Here is a 16,569-nt window from a genome sequence, read left to right as displayed (position 1 = left end):
GCGCGGGGCGTACACTTTGTGTCAGAAAATGATCCGATTGTGTCGATTTATCGTCAGGAGAAAACAATGACTGATGCCATTAAAAAATGCAGTGCCACGGAAACGGCGGCGTGCTGCTGCGTAGATGTAGGCACCGTAATGGACAATACCGATTGCACGGCGAGCTGGTCTGGCGCTTTTGCCGATCGTCATGCGGCTGAAGCGATGCTGAAGCACCTGACGGACAAAGCGCGTCAGGTTGAATCCGAGCCTTGCGAGATTCACGCAGAATTCGTTGAAGAAGCGCCAGGGCTTCGCCTGAATGTTGATTTCACTTTTGCCTGCCAGGCCGAAACCTTGATTTTTCAACTCGGCTTACGCTAATCCTGTCGCTGCCGGAAGCCCTTCCGGCAGCGTTTTCTCTTTTTCGTGTCTTCCCTCGCACTTTTTTTCTTCTGTTATTGGCGACTTAGCAACACCTGGTTAACACTGATGATCAGGTCAGACCTGTTTGGCAATGATGCTACGGTCGTAAATTACAGGTGAGTGCAATGAGCAAAGCGCAGCCGCTGCTGACGCGTCAGGGCGAACGAATCGCCATAACCCATGGATTACGCACGCCTTTCGCCCGTCAGGCGAGTGATTTTCATGGCATTCCCGCGCTGGAGTTGGGGCGCATGGTGGTGTCAGAGTTGATGGCGCGCAGCGAATTGCCGGTCGACGTTATCGATCAACTGGTATTTGGCCAGGTGGTGCAAATGCCGGAAGCGCCCAATATTGCGCGCGAAATCGTGCTGAGCAGCGGATTGAGCGTGCACACTGATGCATACAGCGTCAGTCGTGCCTGTGCTACCAGTTTTCAGGCGGTGGCGAATGTGGCGGAAAGCCTTATGGCGGGTACCATTGATGCGGGTATTGCCGGCGGTGCAGACTCCTCATCAGTACTGCCCATTGGCGTCAGCAAGACGCTGGCGCGCGCGCTGGTCGATCTCAACAAAGCACGAACCTTCAGCAAAAAGTTGCAAATCTTACGCCGTCTGCGCCCACGCGATCTGTTGCCGGTGCCGCCTGCGGTTGCAGAGTATTCCACCGGCTTACGCATGGGTGATACCGCCGAACAAATGGCGAAAACCCACGGCATCACACGTGAACAACAAGATGCTCTGGTGCTGCGCTCACATCAGCACGCAGCACGTGCCTGGCAGTCAGGCGTGCTGGCGCAGGAAGTGATGGCGGCCTTTGTACCGCCATGGAAAGCACCAATTGAGCAGGACAACAACATTCGCTTTAACGCCAGCGCTAGCGACTACGCAAAATTGCGACCGGCCTTTGATCGTCGCCACGGTTCCGTCACGGCAGCCAACAGCACACCGCTGACCGATGGCGCGGCCGCGGTGATTTTGATGCGTGAAGGCCGTGCACGAGAACTGGGAATTGCGCCGCTTGGCTATCTGCGCAGCTACGCGTTTACTGCGATTGATGTCTGGCAGGATATGTTGCTGGGTCCCGCTTATGCCTCACCGCTGGCGCTGGATCGCGCTGGCATTACCCTCAACGACCTGACGTTGATCGATATGCACGAAGCCTTTGCGGCACAGACGCTGGCCAATCTGAAAATGTTCCGTGATGAGCGTTTTGCGCGAGAGGTACTGAATCGCCCGCATGCCTTGGGTGAAGTGAATGAAGAACGTTTCAATGTGTTGGGCGGCTCCATTGCTTACGGCCATCCGTTTGCTGCCACTGGCGCGCGCATGATCACCCAAACGTTGCATGAACTGCGGCGGCGCGGCGGAGGATTAGGACTGGTGACCGCCTGTGCAGCGGGCGGATTAGGCAGCGCAATGGTTCTGGAGGCCGAATAATGAGCGCATCTGCATTCCATTTACACATGCGCCTCGATCTTGTCGGCATCATTACCATCGACGTGCCGGGCGAAAAGATGAACACGCTGAAAGCGGAGTTTGTCCCACAAATAAAAGCGGTGCTGGCTGAAGCGCGCAGCAATCCGAAGCTGGCGGGATTAGTGCTGATTTCGGGTAAAAGCGATAACTTTGTCGCCGGTGCGGACATCAGCATGATCGCCGATTGCCAGACGGCAGAAGAAGCGGAAGCTTTAGCCCGCCAGGGGCAAGAGGTAATGGCGGAGATTGCGGCGCTGCCTTTCCCGGTGGTCGCGGCGATCCACGGTGCCTGTCTCGGCGGCGGCCTGGAGTTGGCGCTGGCCTGCAGCGCACGTATCTGCACGCTGGATGATAAAACCCGCCTGGGCCTGCCGGAAGTGCAGCTGGGCCTGTTACCTGGCTCGGGCGGGACGCAGCGCCTGCCAAAACTGATTGGGGTGCCGCAAGCGCTACCGCTGATTCTGAGTGGTAAGCAGCTGCGTGCTAAACAGGCACTGAAACTGGGTATCGTTGACGATGCAGTGCCTCAATCCATCTTGCTGGAAACGGCGATTGCGCGTGTGCATAAAGGAAAGGTTGTTCGCCGTGAGTTGTCGCGTCGCGATCGTCTGATGCAGGCGCCACTGGCGCGCTCGCTGTTATTCGCGATGGCAAAACGTCAAACCGACCGCAAAACGCAGGGGAATTACCCGGCGGCGGATCGCATTCTGCAAGTGGTGCGCACGGGGTTGGAGCAGGGCAGCCACGCCGGACACGCGGCGGAGGCGCGCGCCTTCGGCCAGCTGGCGATGACCCCTGAATCTGCGGCACTGCGCAGTCTGTTTTTTGCCTCGACCGCGATCAAGAAAGAAGCGGTGGCCGAGGCTGAACCGCGCGCATTAAAACACATCGGCGTGCTCGGTGGCGGATTGATGGGCGGGGGTATTGCCAGCGTAACGGCGCTGAAAGCCGGTTTTCCGGTGCGAATTAAAGACGTCAATCTCAATGGTGTGAACCATGCATTGCAATACAGCTGGGACCTGCTGAGTCAAAAAGTGAAGCGGCGCCAGCTGAAACCCGCTGAGCGTCAACAACAGATGGCGCGCATCAGCGGCGGTATCGATTATCAGGGGTTCAGCCAGCGCGATCTGGTGATTGAAGCGGTATTTGAGGATTTGACGTTGAAGCAGCAGATGGTAGCGGATATCGAAAGTCATTGTCAGCCGCGCACTATCTTCGCTTCCAACACCTCTTCGTTGCCGATTGGTGATATTGCCGCCAACGCGCAGCGCCCAGAGAATGTGATTGGTCTGCATTACTTCAGTCCGGTGGACAAAATGCCGCTGGTGGAGGTGATTCCGCATGCGGGCACCTCGGCTGAAACGCTGGCGACCACGGTTCAGCTGGCGCGTCAGCAAGGCAAAACAGCGGTGGTGGTGGCCGATAAACCCGGTTTTTACGTCAACCGCATTCTCGCGCCCTATATAAATGAAGCCATGCGCTGTTTGCTGGAAGGGGAGCCGGTGGACCATATCGATCGCGCGTTAGTGAAGTTCGGTTTTCCTGTCGGGCCGTTACAGTTGCTGGATGAAGTGGGCATTGATGTCGGCAGCAAAATCAGTCCGATTTTGCTGCAGGCTTATGGCGAGCGTTTCAGCGCACCCGAGGCGGTCAATGCCATCCTGGCCGATGGCCGCAAAGGGCGTAAAAACCAGAAAGGATTTTACCTTTACAACGCGGCTCGCTGGCCGGGAAAACGCAAAGTGGATGCCTCTATCTATGGCCTGATTAACGTCAGGCCGCAGGCAAAGCAGAACGAAGAACAGATTACGCAACGCTGCGTGATGATGATGCTGAATGAGGCCGCACGCTGTCTGGACGAGTCCGTGGTGCGCAATGCTCGGGATGGTGATATCGCGGCGGTATTTGGCATCGGATTCCCGCCCTTTCTCGGCGGGCCGTTCCGCTATATGGATCAACGCGGCGTCAGCCAAATCGTCAATACATTACGTGCATTAATGCAGCAACATGGCGATCGTTTCGCGCCCTGTGACGCTTTAATGGCAATGTCAGAAGCGCAAACGAATTTTTACACTTCTGCACAAATATGAATAGGCGCACAGATTCAGCGGGTTAGTTATGGTGCCATGAAGAAGGTGGTGCGGCACCATTCTGAGATGTGCTTATTTAATAAACAACCGGTTGACTATACTGAAGCCATTGGGGTAAAACACAGCGTTCATTCGCAGAATGAAGCGTCTGGTGCTGTGGTACCCGACGATATCGACAAACAACAGCGGTGCTTTATGCAAGTTTTTATCATGCGTCATGGCGATGCAGCTCTGGAAGCAGCGAGTGATTCAGTACGCCCACTCACAATCTGTGGCTGTGACGAATCGCGCCAGATGGCGAGCTGGCTAAACGGCCAGGCGCTGGATATCGAAAGGGTGTTAGTGAGCCCTTATCTCCGTGCAGAGCAGACGCTCGCCACGGTTCGTGAGGCACTGAAGCTGCCAGAAGGGCAGGACGTGCTACCAGAACTGACGCCAGGTGGCGATCCGGGCATGGTGGCCTGTTATCTGCAGGCGCTGGCGCAGCAGGGTGTGAAATCAGCCTTAGTCATTTCGCATCTGCCGCTGGTGGGCTATCTGGTTTCAGAGCTTTGCCCGCAGGAAGCGCCACCGATGTTTGCTACGTCGGCAATTGCTTATGTGAACTTTGATGCAGACGCCTGTGAAGGCAAACTGGAGTGGCAGGTCAGCCCGTCAAAACTGGCCAAAGCGATGTAATGTCACCAAAAGTCATATCTCTATGGGCCGCCTTCTGCGGCCCTTTCCTTTTTAAGGATTAAGGCAGCTCCGGTGGTTGCCACTCTTCGACTTCAATCAGCACCAGCAGCGCGGCATCGCCGCCAAATAACTTCGGTGCCTGGTGAAATGCCATCACATGCGGATGTTGCGCCAACCACAGCGGTGTTTGCTGCTTGAGGATATGCTTGCCGTGCCCGGTCATCACGCTGGCACAGAACAGGTGTTCACGGCGGCAGGCGGCAATGAGCGCCCCCAGCTCTTGTTTGGCCTGCTGCTGTCTTAAACCATGAAGATCGAGAAAAATTTCCGGCGTGTAATCGCCGCGTCGCAATTTCTTCAGCTCGTAATGACTGACATCCGCGCGCACATAACGCATCGGCCCCTCGCTGGAGAGCAAAGGCTGAAACTCATCTGAGAAGTAGTGACTGTTATCGGCTTGCTCGGAAAGCAGTCTTTTCAGCGGGACTTCGCGGGTTTTCACTACCGGTTTGTGCACGATAGTGTCTTGTTTCAGCTTACGCGTTCCGCTCATTAACTCACGAAACAGCGCCTGATCGTCCTGGTTTAGGGGCGTCTTCTTACTCATGGCTCAAATTAGGGTTAAAGGGCTGGTTAATAGCCGGTGGCATACCTTAACGCTTAGCGTTAACAAATGTCAGCTTTTTCGCCTCGCTGCGCTGAATTCTGCCCGGCTTCGTGGCACACTATCGGCCAATTGATTTTAAGGCCTGCGGAGGGCTACGTGGACAAGATTTTCGTCGATGAGGCAGTGAGTGAACTGCACACCATTCAGGATATGCTGCGCTGGGCTGTCAGCCGTTTTTCGGCGGCAGGCATTTGGTACGGCCACGGCACGGATAATCCCTGGGACGAAGCAATCCAACTGGTTCTGCCCACGCTCTGGCTGCCGCTGGATATCCCTGAAGATATGCGCAATGCGCGCCTGACGTCCAGCGAGCGTCACCGCATTGTTGAACGTGTGATTCGCCGCGTTAACGAGCGCATTCCGGTGGCTTATCTCACCAACAAAGCCTGGTTCTGCGGCCATGAATTCTATGTCGATGAGCGCGTGTTAGTGCCGCGTTCGCCGATTGGTGAGCTGATTGAAAACCGTTTTGCCGGTCTGGTTGCTGAACAACCGCACCACATTCTCGATATGTGTACCGGCAGTGGCTGCATCGCGATCGCCTGTGCTTATGCCTTCCCGGAAGCGGAAGTCGATGCGGTGGATATCTCCACTGATGCGCTGGCCGTGGCCGAGCAAAACATTGAAGAACACGGTTTGATCCACCACGTCACGCCCATTCGCTCCGATCTGTTCCGTGGCCTGCCGCAGGTCAAATATGATCTGATCGTCACCAATCCACCGTACGTGGATGCGGAAGATATGGACGATCTGCCGAATGAATATCGCCACGAACCAGAACTGGGTCTGGCAGCAGGCAGTGATGGTCTGAAACTGGTGCGCCGTATTCTTGCCTGTGCCCCGGATTATCTGAGTGAGCAGGGCGTGCTGATTTGCGAAGTGGGCAACAGCATGGTGCATATGATGGATCAGTACCCGGATGTGCCGTTTACCTGGCTGGAGTTCAATAACGGCGGTGACGGTGTGTTTATGCTGACGCGCGAGCAGATCGTAGCGGCACAGCATCACTTCTCCTTCTACAAAGACTAAAAATGGGGCGAGACATCGCCCGCAACATCGCAACAAGGAACCACAATGGCCGGTAACAGCATTGGACAAGTTTTTCGCGTAACCACCTTTGGCGAGTCGCATGGTATTGCGCTGGGCTGCATCGTTGATGGCGTGCCGCCAGGCATTCCTCTTACGGAAGCGGATATTCAGCACGATCTCGATCGCCGCCGTCCGGGCACATCGCGCTACACCACCCAGCGCCGCGAACCGGATCAGGTGAAAATTTTGTCCGGCGTGTTTGAGGGCGTCACCACCGGCACCTCTATCGGCCTGCTGATTGAAAATACTGATCAGCGTTCACAGGATTACGGCGCAATCAAAGATATGTTCCGCCCCGGCCATGCGGATTACACCTACGAGCAAAAATATGGCCTGCGCGACTATCGCGGCGGTGGCCGTTCCTCTGCGCGTGAAACCGCGATGCGCGTGGCGGCGGGTGCGATTGCCAAAAAGTATCTGCAAATGAAGCACGGCATTCAGGTACGTGGTTATCTGGCACAGATTGGTGATGTAACCTGCGAGCTGAAAGACTGGAGCATCGTTGAAGAGAACCCGTTTTTCTGCCCGGATGCCTCGAAGCTGGAAGCGCTGGATGAACTGATGCGCGGCCTGAAGAAAGAGGGCGACTCGATCGGCGCTAAAGTCACGGTGATGGCAGAGAACGTGCCACCGGGACTGGGCGAGCCGGTATTTGATCGTCTCGATGCCGATTTGGCTCATGCGTTGATGAGCATCAACGCGGTAAAAGGCGTGGAAATCGGTGACGGTTTCGCAGTGATTAACCAGCGCGGTAGCCAGCATCGCGATGAGATTCGTGCCGACGGTTTCCAGAGCAATCACGCGGGTGGCATTTTGGGTGGCATCAGCAGCGGCCAGACCATCAGTGCGAACCTGGCCATGAAGCCGACTTCAAGCATCACCGTGCCGGGTAAAACCATCACGCGTGAGGGCGAAGAAGTGGAGATGATTACTAAAGGTCGCCACGATCCGTGCGTGGGCATTCGTGCGGTACCGATTGCCGAAGCGATGATGGCGATTGTGTTGATGGATCACCTGCTGCGCCAGCGTGCGCAGAACGGTGACGTCAACAGCAGCGTTCCGCGCTGGTAAGCCACGGATGCGCCGCCTGCTCACCACCATTGCCGCGCTGTTGTGCAGTGCGGCCGCGTTTGCTGCCACGCCCTGGCAGCAAATCCATCAGCCGATTGCTGGCAGCCCACAGTCGATTGGCGGGTTCGCCAACGGCTGTATTGTCGGTGCACAGCAACTGCCACTCAATTCACCCAATTATCAGGTCATGCGTCAGGATCAGCGGCGTTATTTCGGCCATCCCGATCTGATTGCCTTTATTCAGCGTCTCAGTACCCAGGTGCATCAACTGCAGCTGGGGCAGGTGTTGATTGGTGACATGGGCATGGCGGCCGGCGGGCGCTTCAGCAGTGGGCATGCCAGCCATCAAACCGGGTTGGATGTCGATATCTGGTTGCAGCTGCCGCAAAACCGCTGGACGGCGCAGCAGCTGCTGAAGCCACAGCCACTGGATTTGGTGGCACCGGATGATAAGCAAGTGATTGCGCGTCATTGGCAGCCGCAGATCGACAGCCTGATCAAGCTGGCGGCGAAAGATAATGAAGTGACACGTATCTTCGTCAATCCGGCGATTAAAAAGCAGCTTTGTGCGGATGCCGGAAGCGATCGTGCATGGCTGAATAAAGTGCGCCCGTGGTTTGCCCATCGTGCCCACATGCACGTGCGTCTGCGCTGTCCGGCAGGCAGTCTGGAGTGTGAAAATCAGGCTGCGCCGCCGCCGGGTGATGGTTGTGGTGCAGAGTTAGACAGTTGGTTCCTGCCGAAAAAACCGGGTAGCACGCCGCCTGTGAAGAAAACGCCGCCGCCGTTGCCGCCATCCTGTCAGGCACTATTAGATCGTCATTTACTCTAGCCGTGACGCTTCCTGTTGCAGCAGTATTGGCAACGTTCTCTCTCCCAGACACAGATATGTGTGAGACCAGGAGAGAGCACGGATGCCCAGCCTGCAATAAGAATGGTCGGGTTAACTTTACGAGAAAAAAATGGACCTCTTTGTTGTTAGCCCCCTATTGCTGGGCGTGTTGTTTCTGGTTGCGGTGCTGGCAGCGTTTATCGACTCCATCGCCGGCGGCGGTGGCTTACTCACCGTTCCTTCATTACTCGCTGCGGGACTCTCTCCTGCTCAGGCTTTAGCCACCAATAAGTTACAGTCGGTGGGCGGATCTTTCTCTGCCAGCCTCTACTTTGTGCGTCGCGGCGCGGTGAATCTGCGCGAACAGCGGCTGAACATTGCCATGACCTTTATCGGTGCGGTGTGTGGCACGGTGCTGATTCAGCATATCCAGGCGGATGTACTACGACAGATTTTGCCGCTCCTGCTGATCAGCATCGGTTTATGGTTCCTGTTAATGCCGCGGCTGGGCGAGTCGGACCGTGAGCATCGCCTGCAGGGGATCGCTTTTGCGCTGGTCGGCGGTGGTTGCGTCGGTTTTTACGACGGCTTTTTTGGTCCGGGTGCCGGTTCATTCTATGCATTGGCGTTTGTGACGCTGTGTGGCTTCAATCTTGCCAAGGCCACCGCCCACGCCAAAGTCCTAAATTTCACCTCCAATTTCGGCAGTCTGCTGTTCTTTATGTTCGGCGGAAAGGTAGTGTGGGGCACGGGCGTGATCATGTTGATTGGCGCATTCGTGGGCGCGCGTATCGGCGCCAGACTGGTGCTGAGCCGGGGTCAGAAGCTGATCCGCCCGATGGTGGTGACTGTATCCGCTGTGATGAGCGCCAAATTATTGTGGGATAGCCATGGCAGCGCGTTGCTGGCGTGGATAGCCACGCTGTAAAGCAGTACTCGTCAAGAACGGCTGCCAATGCGACAATGGCGCTAATTTTTTTAAAGATTAAAATATTATGAGTACAGAACATCATTACCAGCAGCTGGTGGATATTTTTGATGGCTGCTTTGTTGAAGACTTTCAGACCCGTCTAATTAAAGGCGATGACGAACCTATTTATCTTCCAGCTGATGAGGAATCGCCGTGGAACCGCGTGGTGTTTGCTCACGGTTTCTACGCCAGCGCGCTGCACGAAATTTCTCACTGGTGTATTGCCGGTGAAGCGCGCCGCAAGCTGGTGGATTTTGGTTATTGGTACTGCCCGGATGGGCGGGATGCGCAAACGCAAAGTCAGTTCGAGTCAGTGGAAGTCAAGCCACAGGCGCTGGAGTGGCTGTTCTGTGTCGCGGCGGGCTTTCCCTTCAATGTCAGCTGTGACAACCTCGAAGGCGATTGTGAACCCGATCGCATCGCGTTCCAGCGCAAGGTCCATGCTCAGGTGATGACTTATTTTGAGCAGGGTATCCCGGCACGTCCGGCACGTTTTATCGATGCGTTAGCCAGCTATTACGGTACGCCAGCGCTGACGGCGGCACACTTCCCGTGGCCGGAAGATCTGTGATTCGCAAACATATTATTAATGACCCAAAGTCACCCGCGTTGCAGCATAACGGCGAATGAACGACCCCCGGGAACGCGAACCAGCGTGTAACGGGGCAAGAGCGTGAAGCCAGCGCAGTAGCGGCGCGGCGTATCAAGGGCAATAAGGAACAAGACGATGATCGTAGAATTCGAATCCCGCATCCTGGCATTGATTGACGATATGGTTGATCACGCCAGTGACGACGAGCTGTTTGCCGGTGGCTATCTGCGTGGTCATCTGACCCTGGCGGTGGCTGAGATTGAAATCAGCGGTGAGCACACGCCAGAAGCGCTGCAAATCCATGTGACCAACAGCCTGCAAAATGCGATTGCCGCAGGTGAACTGTCACCACGCGATCAGGCGCTGGTGATTGGCATGTGGGATAATTTGTTCCAGCAGGCGCGTCAGACCGCCTGATAAGTCGGGGCGGCCGCTCGCCCCGCCATCCTAGCGTCCCGCTTTCTTACCTTTCAGCAATTTTCTTACCCAGTAACGATTCGGATTCAATGCCGCCAGCGTGGTGATATCCAGCGGTTGCGGCTCACCACTCATCTGTGCCGCCAGTACTTCCGCCGCCAGCGGCGCGCTGCACAAGCCGCGTGAACCCAGCGCACCCAGCACAAATAAACCGGCATGAACCGGTGCATCGGCAAGGGTTTCACCCCGTGCTCGTTGCCCCGGCAAATCAGCATATTGCACCAGCGTTGCGGCGTAATCAGGCGCGCTGCCACTCATTGGTAAGTGATCGCGCGTTGCGCAGCGCACGCCAACACGCGCCTCGTTATCACTGATATCCACCTGCTGTGGCCACTCTGCATCCGGCAGACAGTTCATCAGGCGCTGGCGGTTTTCCTGCTGATCGTCAGCACGGAAATCGGTTGTGGTATCGCCACGATGGTAGCTGGCCCCGATGCAGTGGGTGCTGAAATTCGGGCTGACTGGCGTGAGATAGCCGTCATAGCAGAGTACGGTATTTAACGCGCCCAGCTTAGGATTGGTCGGCACATGACTGACCTGACCCGCCACCGCGTAAACGGGCAAGTCTTTGCTTTGCTCAATTTCCAGCAGCGCATGGCCATTGGCGAGCACCACCTGCTGATGATTTACCGAGGGTTGCTCGCTGAAGTTCAGGGTCCAGCCCTCAGTCGTGGTTTCCAGCGTGGTGACGCGATGCAGCCAGTGCAGGCGTAAACCCAGCGTTTGCGCATGCTCCAATAGGTTGCTGGTCAGTTGCGACGGAGAGAGCCAGCCGCCCTGAGGATAGAAAATGCCACCACTACCGGTTTCGACGCCCGCTAATTGCTGCGCGTCCTCCTGACTTACGCCGTACGCCACATCATGCGGCAATCCCATCTCCAGCATTTGGGCGATCTTATCGGCACTTTTACTGTCCCAGCCGAGTTGCAATACACCGCTCCAGTCATGCTCGAACATCACCGGTAGCTGGTCATACAAACGGCGGGCAAAGGTGAACGCCGCAGGGAAGAACGTGGCGAGAGCGGGATCGTGCTGATTGAGCAGCGGATAAAGTGCGCCCTGACGGTTGCCGGAAGCACCGAGCGCAGGTGCTGCATCCGCGCAATAAAGCGTCACCTTCCAGCCCCGGCGCAACAGCGCCAGCGCCAGTACGGCACTCGCCACGCCACCGCCAACCAGCGCCACTTCCTGAGTGCGAGCCGCAGGGCGGGCATACCACGGTTGGCTATGGGGCAGGGCAGCAACCTGCTCCATTACGCCCGTTAGCATTTCGCGTTTGTGACCAAAGCCTTTGCGCTTAGCCACGGTAAAACCTGCTTCCTGTAATCCCCGACGGACAAAACCTGCCGAGGTGAAGGTCGCCAGCGTCCCACCCGGCCGGGCCAGACGGGCCATGGCGGCGAACAGTTCCGGCGTCCACATCTCCGGATTTTTAGACGGCGCAAAACCATCTAAAAACCATGCATCCACCTGAGCATTGAGACTGTCATCAAAGGTATTAATTAGCGCGTTAATATCACCGAGCCAGAGATCGAGCGTGACTTTACCGTTGTTGAACAGTAAACGCTGGCAACCCGGCAGCGCCTGTGGCCACTGTTGCTGTAACTGTTCTGACCAGTGCGCCAGCTCAGGCCAGTGTGCGTGCGCTGCGACCAGATCGGTTTGCGTCAGTGGGAATTTTTCGCAGCTAATGAAGTGCAGACGCTTAAGTGTCGCGTCGGGATGTTCGCTACAGAAGCGATCGAACGCTTGCCACAAGGTAAGAAAGTTCAGACCCGTCCCAAAACCGCTTTCCGCGACAATAAAAATATCGCGTGAATGTTGAGCGAAACGGAGAGGAATTTGGTTGCCGTTGAGGAAAACATAGCGCGTCTCCTCCAACCCGTTGTCGTTGGAGAAATAGACGTCATCGAATGCTCGGGAAACAGGTGTACCCTGATCATTCCAGTTTAATTGCGCGTGTTCAACCGGGGCTAATTTCACGGGAAAGGCTCGTTTTTCAGGCAGTGGCGCGATTTTAACGACTGCCGTCACATGACGCAAATTTACAAAAGGAAATGGCTGATCGGACTTGTTCGGCTTACAACTGTAAGCTAGAGTGCACGTCAATCCAAAAGAAGTGGAATGAGGACTATTGAATGAAACGTGCAGTGATTACTGGCCTGGGTATCGTTTCCAGCATTGGTAATAACCAGCAAGAAGTGCTGGCTTCTCTGCGTGAAGGCCGTTCGGGTATCACTTTCTCTGAAGAGATGAGAGATATCGGTATGCGCAGCCACGTATGGGGCAACGTCAAACTGGATACCAACGGGCTCATCGATCGCAAAATCGTGCGTTTCATGAGTGATGCTTCAATCTACGCTTACCTGTCTATGGCAGAAGCGATTCAGGATTCCGGCCTGACTGACGAGCAGTATCAGAACAACCCACGCGTGGGTCTGATTGCCGGTTCAGGCGGTGGTTCTCCGCGTTACCAGGTCTTCGGTGCCGATGCGATGCGTGGCCCGCGTGGTCTGAAAGCCGTTGGCCCTTATGTGGTGACCAAAGCCATGGGTTCAGGTGTATCAGCTTGTCTGGCTACCCCATTCAAAATCCACGGTGTGAACTACTCAATCAGCTCTGCTTGTGCCACTTCCGCACACTGCATCGGTAACGCGGTCGAGCAGATTCAGTTGGGCAAACAGGACATCGTGTTTGCTGGCGGCGGCGAGGAGCTGAGCTGGGAAATGGCCTGTGAGTTCGATGCGATGGGCGCACTGTCTACCAAATACAACGAGACGCCAGAAAAAGCTTCCCGTACCTATGATGCGAACCGTGATGGTTTCGTTATCGCTGGCGGCGGCGGCATGGTGGTGGTTGAGGAGCTGGAACATGCTCTGGCACGTGGCGCACACATTTACGCAGAAATCGTTGGCTACGGCGCGACCTCTGACGGTGCTGATATGGTGGCACCATCAGGCGAAGGCGCAGTGCGTTGCATGAAGATGGCGATGCAGGGCGTTGATACCCCAATCGATTACCTCAACACCCACGGTACTTCTACACCTGTCGGTGATGTGAAAGAGCTGGGTGCGATTCGCGAAGTGTTTGGTGACAACTCACCGTACATTTCTGCTACCAAAGCCATGACCGGTCACTCACTGGGTGCAGCGGGCGTGCAGGAAGCGATCTACACCTTGCTGATGCTGGAGCATAGCTTCATCGCACCAAGCATCAACATCGAAGAGATTGATGAAGCGGGTAAAGGCCTGAACATCGTGACGCAGCCGACTGAAAAAGCGCTGACCACCGTGATGTCCAACAGCTTCGGTTTCGGCGGCACCAACGCCACCTTAACCATGCGTAAGCTGCCAGCTTAATAGCGTGATCACCGTTTTCCAGGGGCCGGTCTATCCGGCCCCTGTTGTTTTTGACAATTCACCCGCCGCTTGCCTACACTCATCCCATCTTGCCTGAAATAAAATAATCGTTTGCGCACGTTATGAACCAAATAACCCGTTTTCGTCCGGACCCAGGACGTAAGCGTGTGTTGGGTTGTCGCCTGTCGCGCATGCTCTGAACAAGGAGTTCATACCATCATGACCACGGCTGCTGATACGCAGACGCAATCTGTGCTGCCTTTGGGTTGCATATCCTTTGCGGTGTTTCTCACTTACTTAACCGCAGGCCTGGCGCTCCCGGTTATCCCGCTGTACGTGCATCAGGAATTGGGCATGAGCAACCTGATGGTGGGCGTCGCGGTGGGCATTCAATTCTTCGCCACGTTGCTGACGCGCAGCTTCGCCGGACGCCGAGCCGATCAGCACGGCGCGAAGCTCACCACCCAACACGGTATGATCGCCATCGCGCTGGTGGGTGTGGCGTATCTGGCCGCGGCGTTGTTGCCGGTTTCGCCGTGGGCAAAATTTGGTTTGCTGGCAGTGGGGCGTTTGTTACTCGGATTTGGTGAAAGCTTGCTGCTCACCGGCAATCTGACCTGGGGCATGGGGCTGGTGGGAAGCAAACGATCCGGCCTGGTGATGTCGTGGAACGGTATGGCGATTTATGGATCGCTGGCGGCGGGCGCGCCGCTGGGTTTGTTGATCAATCAACATGGCGGATTCGCGGCACTCGGTGCTGTCGCGCTGCTGTTGCCACTGCTCTCGCTGGCGATCAATAGCTGGGTCAGTAAAGTGCCGGTGGTGGGTGGCGAACGTCCTTCTCTGTTCAGCGTGGTGAAAACCATCTTTCAACCCGGCATCGCGCTGGCGTTACAGGGCACCGGCTTCGCCGTGATCGGCACTTTTACCTCGCTCTATTTTGCCGCAGAAAACTGGGGCAATGCCGGTTTTGCCCTGACCGCATTTGGCTGTGCTTTTGTATTGGTGCGCGTGTTCTTTGGCGGCCTGCCGGATCGTCACGGTGGCGTCCGCGTCGCAATGATCTCGCTGCTGGTGGAAACTGCCGGTTTGCTGGTGCTGGCGTGTGCAAGCTCTGGCTGGATGGCGCTGGTAGGCGCCGCGCTCACCGGCTGCGGCTGTTCACTGATTTTCCCGGCGCTCGGCGTCGAGGTGATCAAACGTGTCTCGCCGCAAATTCGTGGCACGGCGCTGGGCGGTTTCTCCGCTTTCCAGGATATCGCTTACGGTGCCAGCGGCCCACTGACCGGCCTGCTCGCCACGGCGTTGGGTTATGGCTCGGTCTACCTTGCCGGTGCCTGCTGCGCAGCCCTGGGCATTCTCGTCACCTGGTCGTTTGCGCGTAGCGCGACAACAGCGTAACCAGCTTATCGCAGGCGCTGACAATCTCACCTGGCGTCAGCGCGGCAAAGCCCAGCAGCCAGCCCGATTGCGGCTGACTGTTGCTGTACAACGGCGACAGACGTGGCAGCAGCAGACCGATTTCCCTGGCCTGTTGCGTGAGCTGTGCTTCCTCACCCTGATGCAATGCTACCGTCAGCTGTAGCCCGCCAGACGCCTGTAGCGGCGTCAACCACGGCTGCAGGCGCGTGTTGATCTGCTCCAGCAATCGGTCGCGGCGGCTGTGGTAAAGCTGGCGCATCAGCCGCAGGTGGCTGGCAAAATGGCCTTGTTGGAGGAACTCAGCGGTAATCGCTTGTGGCAACAGCGCGCTGTGCCCATCCAGAATGCTACGGGCGCGACCCATGGCATCTACCAGTGTTGGCGGCACGACCATCCACGCCAGCCGCAGGGAAGGGAAGAGCGTTTTGGAAAAAGTGCCAAGGCAGATAACCCGGCTGTTATCCTCCAATCCCTGTAAGGCGGGAAGCGGGCGATCGTCATAGTGAAACTCACTGTCGTAATCATCCTCAATTAACCAGCTTTGCTGCTGGTGCGCCCAGTCGAGCCACTGCAGGCGGCGGGCAAGGCTCATCGCGGTACCGGTGGGATAGTGATGTCCCGGCGTCAGATAAACCAGCCTCGCGTCTCCTTCAAGCGGCATCGCGCCTTCGCTATCCAATGGCATCGCGCGGCAGTGTGCACCCGCAGCGAGGAAAGCGTTACGCGCGCCGGGATAGCCAGGCTCCTCAAGCCACACTTCATCATTGGCATCCAGTAACATCAGCGCCAGTAACTGCAGGGCCTGCTGTGAACTGGTTAGGATAACGACTTGCCAGGCAGCACAGCGCACCCCGCGTGATAACGCCAGATAATCCGCCACCGCCTCACGAAGCGGCTTAAAGCCTAGTGGATCGCCATAGCTCATTACCTGGTTACCCAGCGAGCGCTGCACGCTGTTGCTGATCCGGCGCCATTGCGTATGCGGGAAAGCGCGTAATTCAGGCGAACCGGCGGCAAACGCATGGGGGAACGGCGGATCCTGGCAGCCACCCGTCGCCAGGATCTGCTCGCCGCGTCGGGAAAATCGGGGTGAGCCCTGTGCGGGTGTGGTCGCCGCCCGTGCAGGCATTGCAATTGATACAAAAGTCCCCCGACCTGCCCGTCTCTCCAGATAGCCTTCACTCTCCAGCTGCGCATAAGCGGCTTCCACCGTCACCCGCGACAGCGACAAATCCTCGGCTAACTGACGGCTGGAGGGTAAGCGTTGTTGATGGTGCAAATGGCCGCAAGTAATGGCCTCACGTAGCGTATGGCATAAACGTTCACGTAAGCCGCCGGATGACGTGTGATTAAACAAGGCTAAAAAAGAGTGGCGCATGGTGGTCTTATCACTGTGGCGAAAGTGGTATCAGATTGCAGACCACTTTGCCGTAAACTAAGGG

15 protein-coding genes are annotated in these 16,569 nt (G+C 56.6%); 12 read left to right on the top strand and 3 right to left on the bottom strand.

All coding sequences use genetic code 11. The features are described from left to right. Positions 1-66 precede the first annotated feature (66 nt). The 4 genes from JK231_RS07025 to sixA all read left to right on the top strand — a co-directional run bounded on the left by JK231_RS07025 (position 67) and on the right by sixA (position 4,648). Complete coding sequence (locus tag JK231_RS07025) at positions 67-363, top strand: YfcZ/YiiS family protein (RefSeq protein ID WP_072226461.1); 297 nt, start codon at positions 67-69, stop codon at positions 361-363. A gap of 167 nt (positions 364-530) precedes the next feature. Continuing rightward, on the top strand, positions 531-1,841 hold the full coding sequence (gene fadI / locus JK231_RS07020) for an acetyl-CoA C-acyltransferase FadI (RefSeq protein ID WP_211728266.1): 1,311 nt from the start codon (positions 531-533) through the stop codon (positions 1,839-1,841). Beyond that, complete coding sequence (gene fadJ, locus JK231_RS07015; protein ID WP_211728265.1) at positions 1,841-3,970, top strand: fatty acid oxidation complex subunit alpha FadJ; 2,130 nt, start codon at positions 1,841-1,843, stop codon at positions 3,968-3,970. The genes fadI and fadJ overlap by 1 nt, the downstream gene beginning before the upstream one ends. Positions 3,971-4,165: 195 nt before the next feature. Next, positions 4,166-4,648, top strand: a complete 483-nt coding sequence (gene sixA / locus JK231_RS07010) for a phosphohistidine phosphatase SixA (RefSeq protein WP_034825272.1) — start codon at positions 4,166-4,168, stop codon at positions 4,646-4,648. 58 nt (positions 4,649-4,706) lie between these two features. Here sixA and smrB read toward each other — a convergent pair whose 3' ends face one another. Continuing rightward, a complete protein-coding gene (gene smrB / locus JK231_RS07005; protein WP_034825165.1) occupies positions 4,707-5,255 on the bottom strand; it encodes an endonuclease SmrB in 549 nt (182 codons plus the stop codon). Positions 5,256-5,411: 156 nt separating this feature from the next. Between smrB and prmB the strand changes: the two genes are divergently transcribed. The 6 genes from prmB to JK231_RS06975 all read left to right on the top strand — a co-directional run bounded on the left by prmB (position 5,412) and on the right by JK231_RS06975 (position 10,286). Further along, complete coding sequence (gene prmB / locus JK231_RS07000; protein ID WP_211728264.1) at positions 5,412-6,344, top strand: 50S ribosomal protein L3 N(5)-glutamine methyltransferase; 933 nt, start codon at positions 5,412-5,414, stop codon at positions 6,342-6,344. 45 nt (positions 6,345-6,389) lie between these two features. Next, a complete protein-coding gene (gene aroC / locus JK231_RS06995) occupies positions 6,390-7,475 on the top strand; it encodes a chorismate synthase (protein WP_211728263.1) in 1,086 nt (361 codons plus the stop codon). Positions 7,476-7,482: 7 nt separating this feature from the next. Beyond that, positions 7,483-8,307 (top strand): penicillin-insensitive murein endopeptidase, encoded by an 825-nt coding sequence (mepA, locus tag JK231_RS06990; protein ID WP_211728262.1) that lies wholly within the window; start codon positions 7,483-7,485, stop codon positions 8,305-8,307. A 130-nt stretch (positions 8,308-8,437) separates the two neighbouring features. After that, complete coding sequence (locus JK231_RS06985; protein ID WP_034825156.1) at positions 8,438-9,235, top strand: sulfite exporter TauE/SafE family protein; 798 nt, start codon at positions 8,438-8,440, stop codon at positions 9,233-9,235. 67 nt (positions 9,236-9,302) lie between these two features. Further along, positions 9,303-9,848 (top strand): elongation factor P hydroxylase, encoded by a 546-nt coding sequence (locus JK231_RS06980; RefSeq protein WP_034825153.1) that lies wholly within the window; start codon positions 9,303-9,305, stop codon positions 9,846-9,848. Positions 9,849-10,004: 156 nt separating this feature from the next. Continuing rightward, positions 10,005-10,286 carry a YfcL family protein gene (locus JK231_RS06975; RefSeq protein WP_034825151.1) on the top strand — a complete coding sequence of 94 codons (282 nt, stop codon included), beginning with the start codon at positions 10,005-10,007 and terminating at the stop codon, positions 10,284-10,286. Between the two features lie 30 nt (positions 10,287-10,316). Here JK231_RS06975 and mnmC read toward each other — a convergent pair whose 3' ends face one another. Then, positions 10,317-12,329, bottom strand: a complete 2,013-nt coding sequence (gene mnmC, locus JK231_RS06970) for a bifunctional tRNA (5-methylaminomethyl-2-thiouridine)(34)-methyltransferase MnmD/FAD-dependent 5-carboxymethylaminomethyl-2-thiouridine(34) oxidoreductase MnmC (RefSeq protein WP_211728261.1) — start codon at positions 12,327-12,329, stop codon at positions 10,317-10,319. A 155-nt stretch (positions 12,330-12,484) separates the two neighbouring features. On the opposite strand from mnmC, the gene fabB reads away from it, so the two are divergent. Then, the gene (gene fabB, locus JK231_RS06965) at positions 12,485-13,705 is read left to right on the top strand and encodes a beta-ketoacyl-ACP synthase I (protein WP_034825147.1); all 1,221 of its coding nucleotides are present in this window, start codon (positions 12,485-12,487) and stop codon (positions 13,703-13,705) included. A gap of 219 nt (positions 13,706-13,924) precedes the next feature. Continuing rightward, positions 13,925-15,106 (top strand): MFS transporter, encoded by a 1,182-nt coding sequence (locus JK231_RS06960; protein ID WP_097116556.1) that lies wholly within the window; start codon positions 13,925-13,927, stop codon positions 15,104-15,106. Here the strand turns inward: JK231_RS06960 and JK231_RS06955 are convergent. After that, positions 15,069-16,505 carry a PLP-dependent aminotransferase family protein gene (locus JK231_RS06955; protein WP_211728260.1) on the bottom strand — a complete coding sequence of 479 codons (1,437 nt, stop codon included), beginning with the start codon at positions 16,503-16,505 and terminating at the stop codon, positions 15,069-15,071. The two genes, JK231_RS06960 and JK231_RS06955, sit on opposite strands and share 38 nt — an antisense overlap. Positions 16,506-16,569 lie beyond the last annotated feature (64 nt).

Origin of the sequence: Pantoea sp. JGM49 (assembly GCF_018257655.1) — a bacterium.
GTDB lineage: Bacteria > Pseudomonadota > Gammaproteobacteria > Enterobacterales > Enterobacteriaceae > Pantoea > Pantoea communis.
Note: the sequence above shows the minus strand (reverse complement) of the source record. Positions and strands in the feature narration are given on the sequence as shown.

Excerpts from the sequence above, each read along its gene's own strand:
- JK231_RS07025 (WP_072226461.1), top strand. The coding sequence starts at position 67 with ATGACTGATGCCATTAAAAAATGCAGTGCCACGGAAACGGCGGCGTGC.
- fadI (WP_211728266.1), top strand. The coding sequence starts at position 531 with ATGAGCAAAGCGCAGCCGCTGCTGACGCGTCAGGGCGAACGAATCGCC.
- fadJ (WP_211728265.1), top strand. The coding sequence starts at position 1,841 with ATGAGCGCATCTGCATTCCATTTACACATGCGCCTCGATCTTGTCGGC.
- sixA (WP_034825272.1), top strand. The coding sequence starts at position 4,166 with ATGCAAGTTTTTATCATGCGTCATGGCGATGCAGCTCTGGAAGCAGCG.
- smrB (WP_034825165.1), bottom strand. The coding sequence starts at position 5,255 with ATGAGTAAGAAGACGCCCCTAAACCAGGACGATCAGGCGCTGTTTCGT.
- aroC (WP_211728263.1), top strand. The coding sequence starts at position 6,390 with ATGGCCGGTAACAGCATTGGACAAGTTTTTCGCGTAACCACCTTTGGC.
- mepA (WP_211728262.1), top strand. The coding sequence starts at position 7,483 with ATGCGCCGCCTGCTCACCACCATTGCCGCGCTGTTGTGCAGTGCGGCC.
- JK231_RS06985 (WP_034825156.1), top strand. The coding sequence starts at position 8,438 with ATGGACCTCTTTGTTGTTAGCCCCCTATTGCTGGGCGTGTTGTTTCTG.
- JK231_RS06980 (WP_034825153.1), top strand. The coding sequence starts at position 9,303 with ATGAGTACAGAACATCATTACCAGCAGCTGGTGGATATTTTTGATGGC.
- JK231_RS06975 (WP_034825151.1), top strand. The coding sequence starts at position 10,005 with ATGATCGTAGAATTCGAATCCCGCATCCTGGCATTGATTGACGATATG.
- fabB (WP_034825147.1), top strand. The coding sequence starts at position 12,485 with ATGAAACGTGCAGTGATTACTGGCCTGGGTATCGTTTCCAGCATTGGT.
- JK231_RS06960 (WP_097116556.1), top strand. The coding sequence starts at position 13,925 with ATGACCACGGCTGCTGATACGCAGACGCAATCTGTGCTGCCTTTGGGT.
- JK231_RS06955 (WP_211728260.1), bottom strand. The coding sequence starts at position 16,505 with ATGCGCCACTCTTTTTTAGCCTTGTTTAATCACACGTCATCCGGCGGC.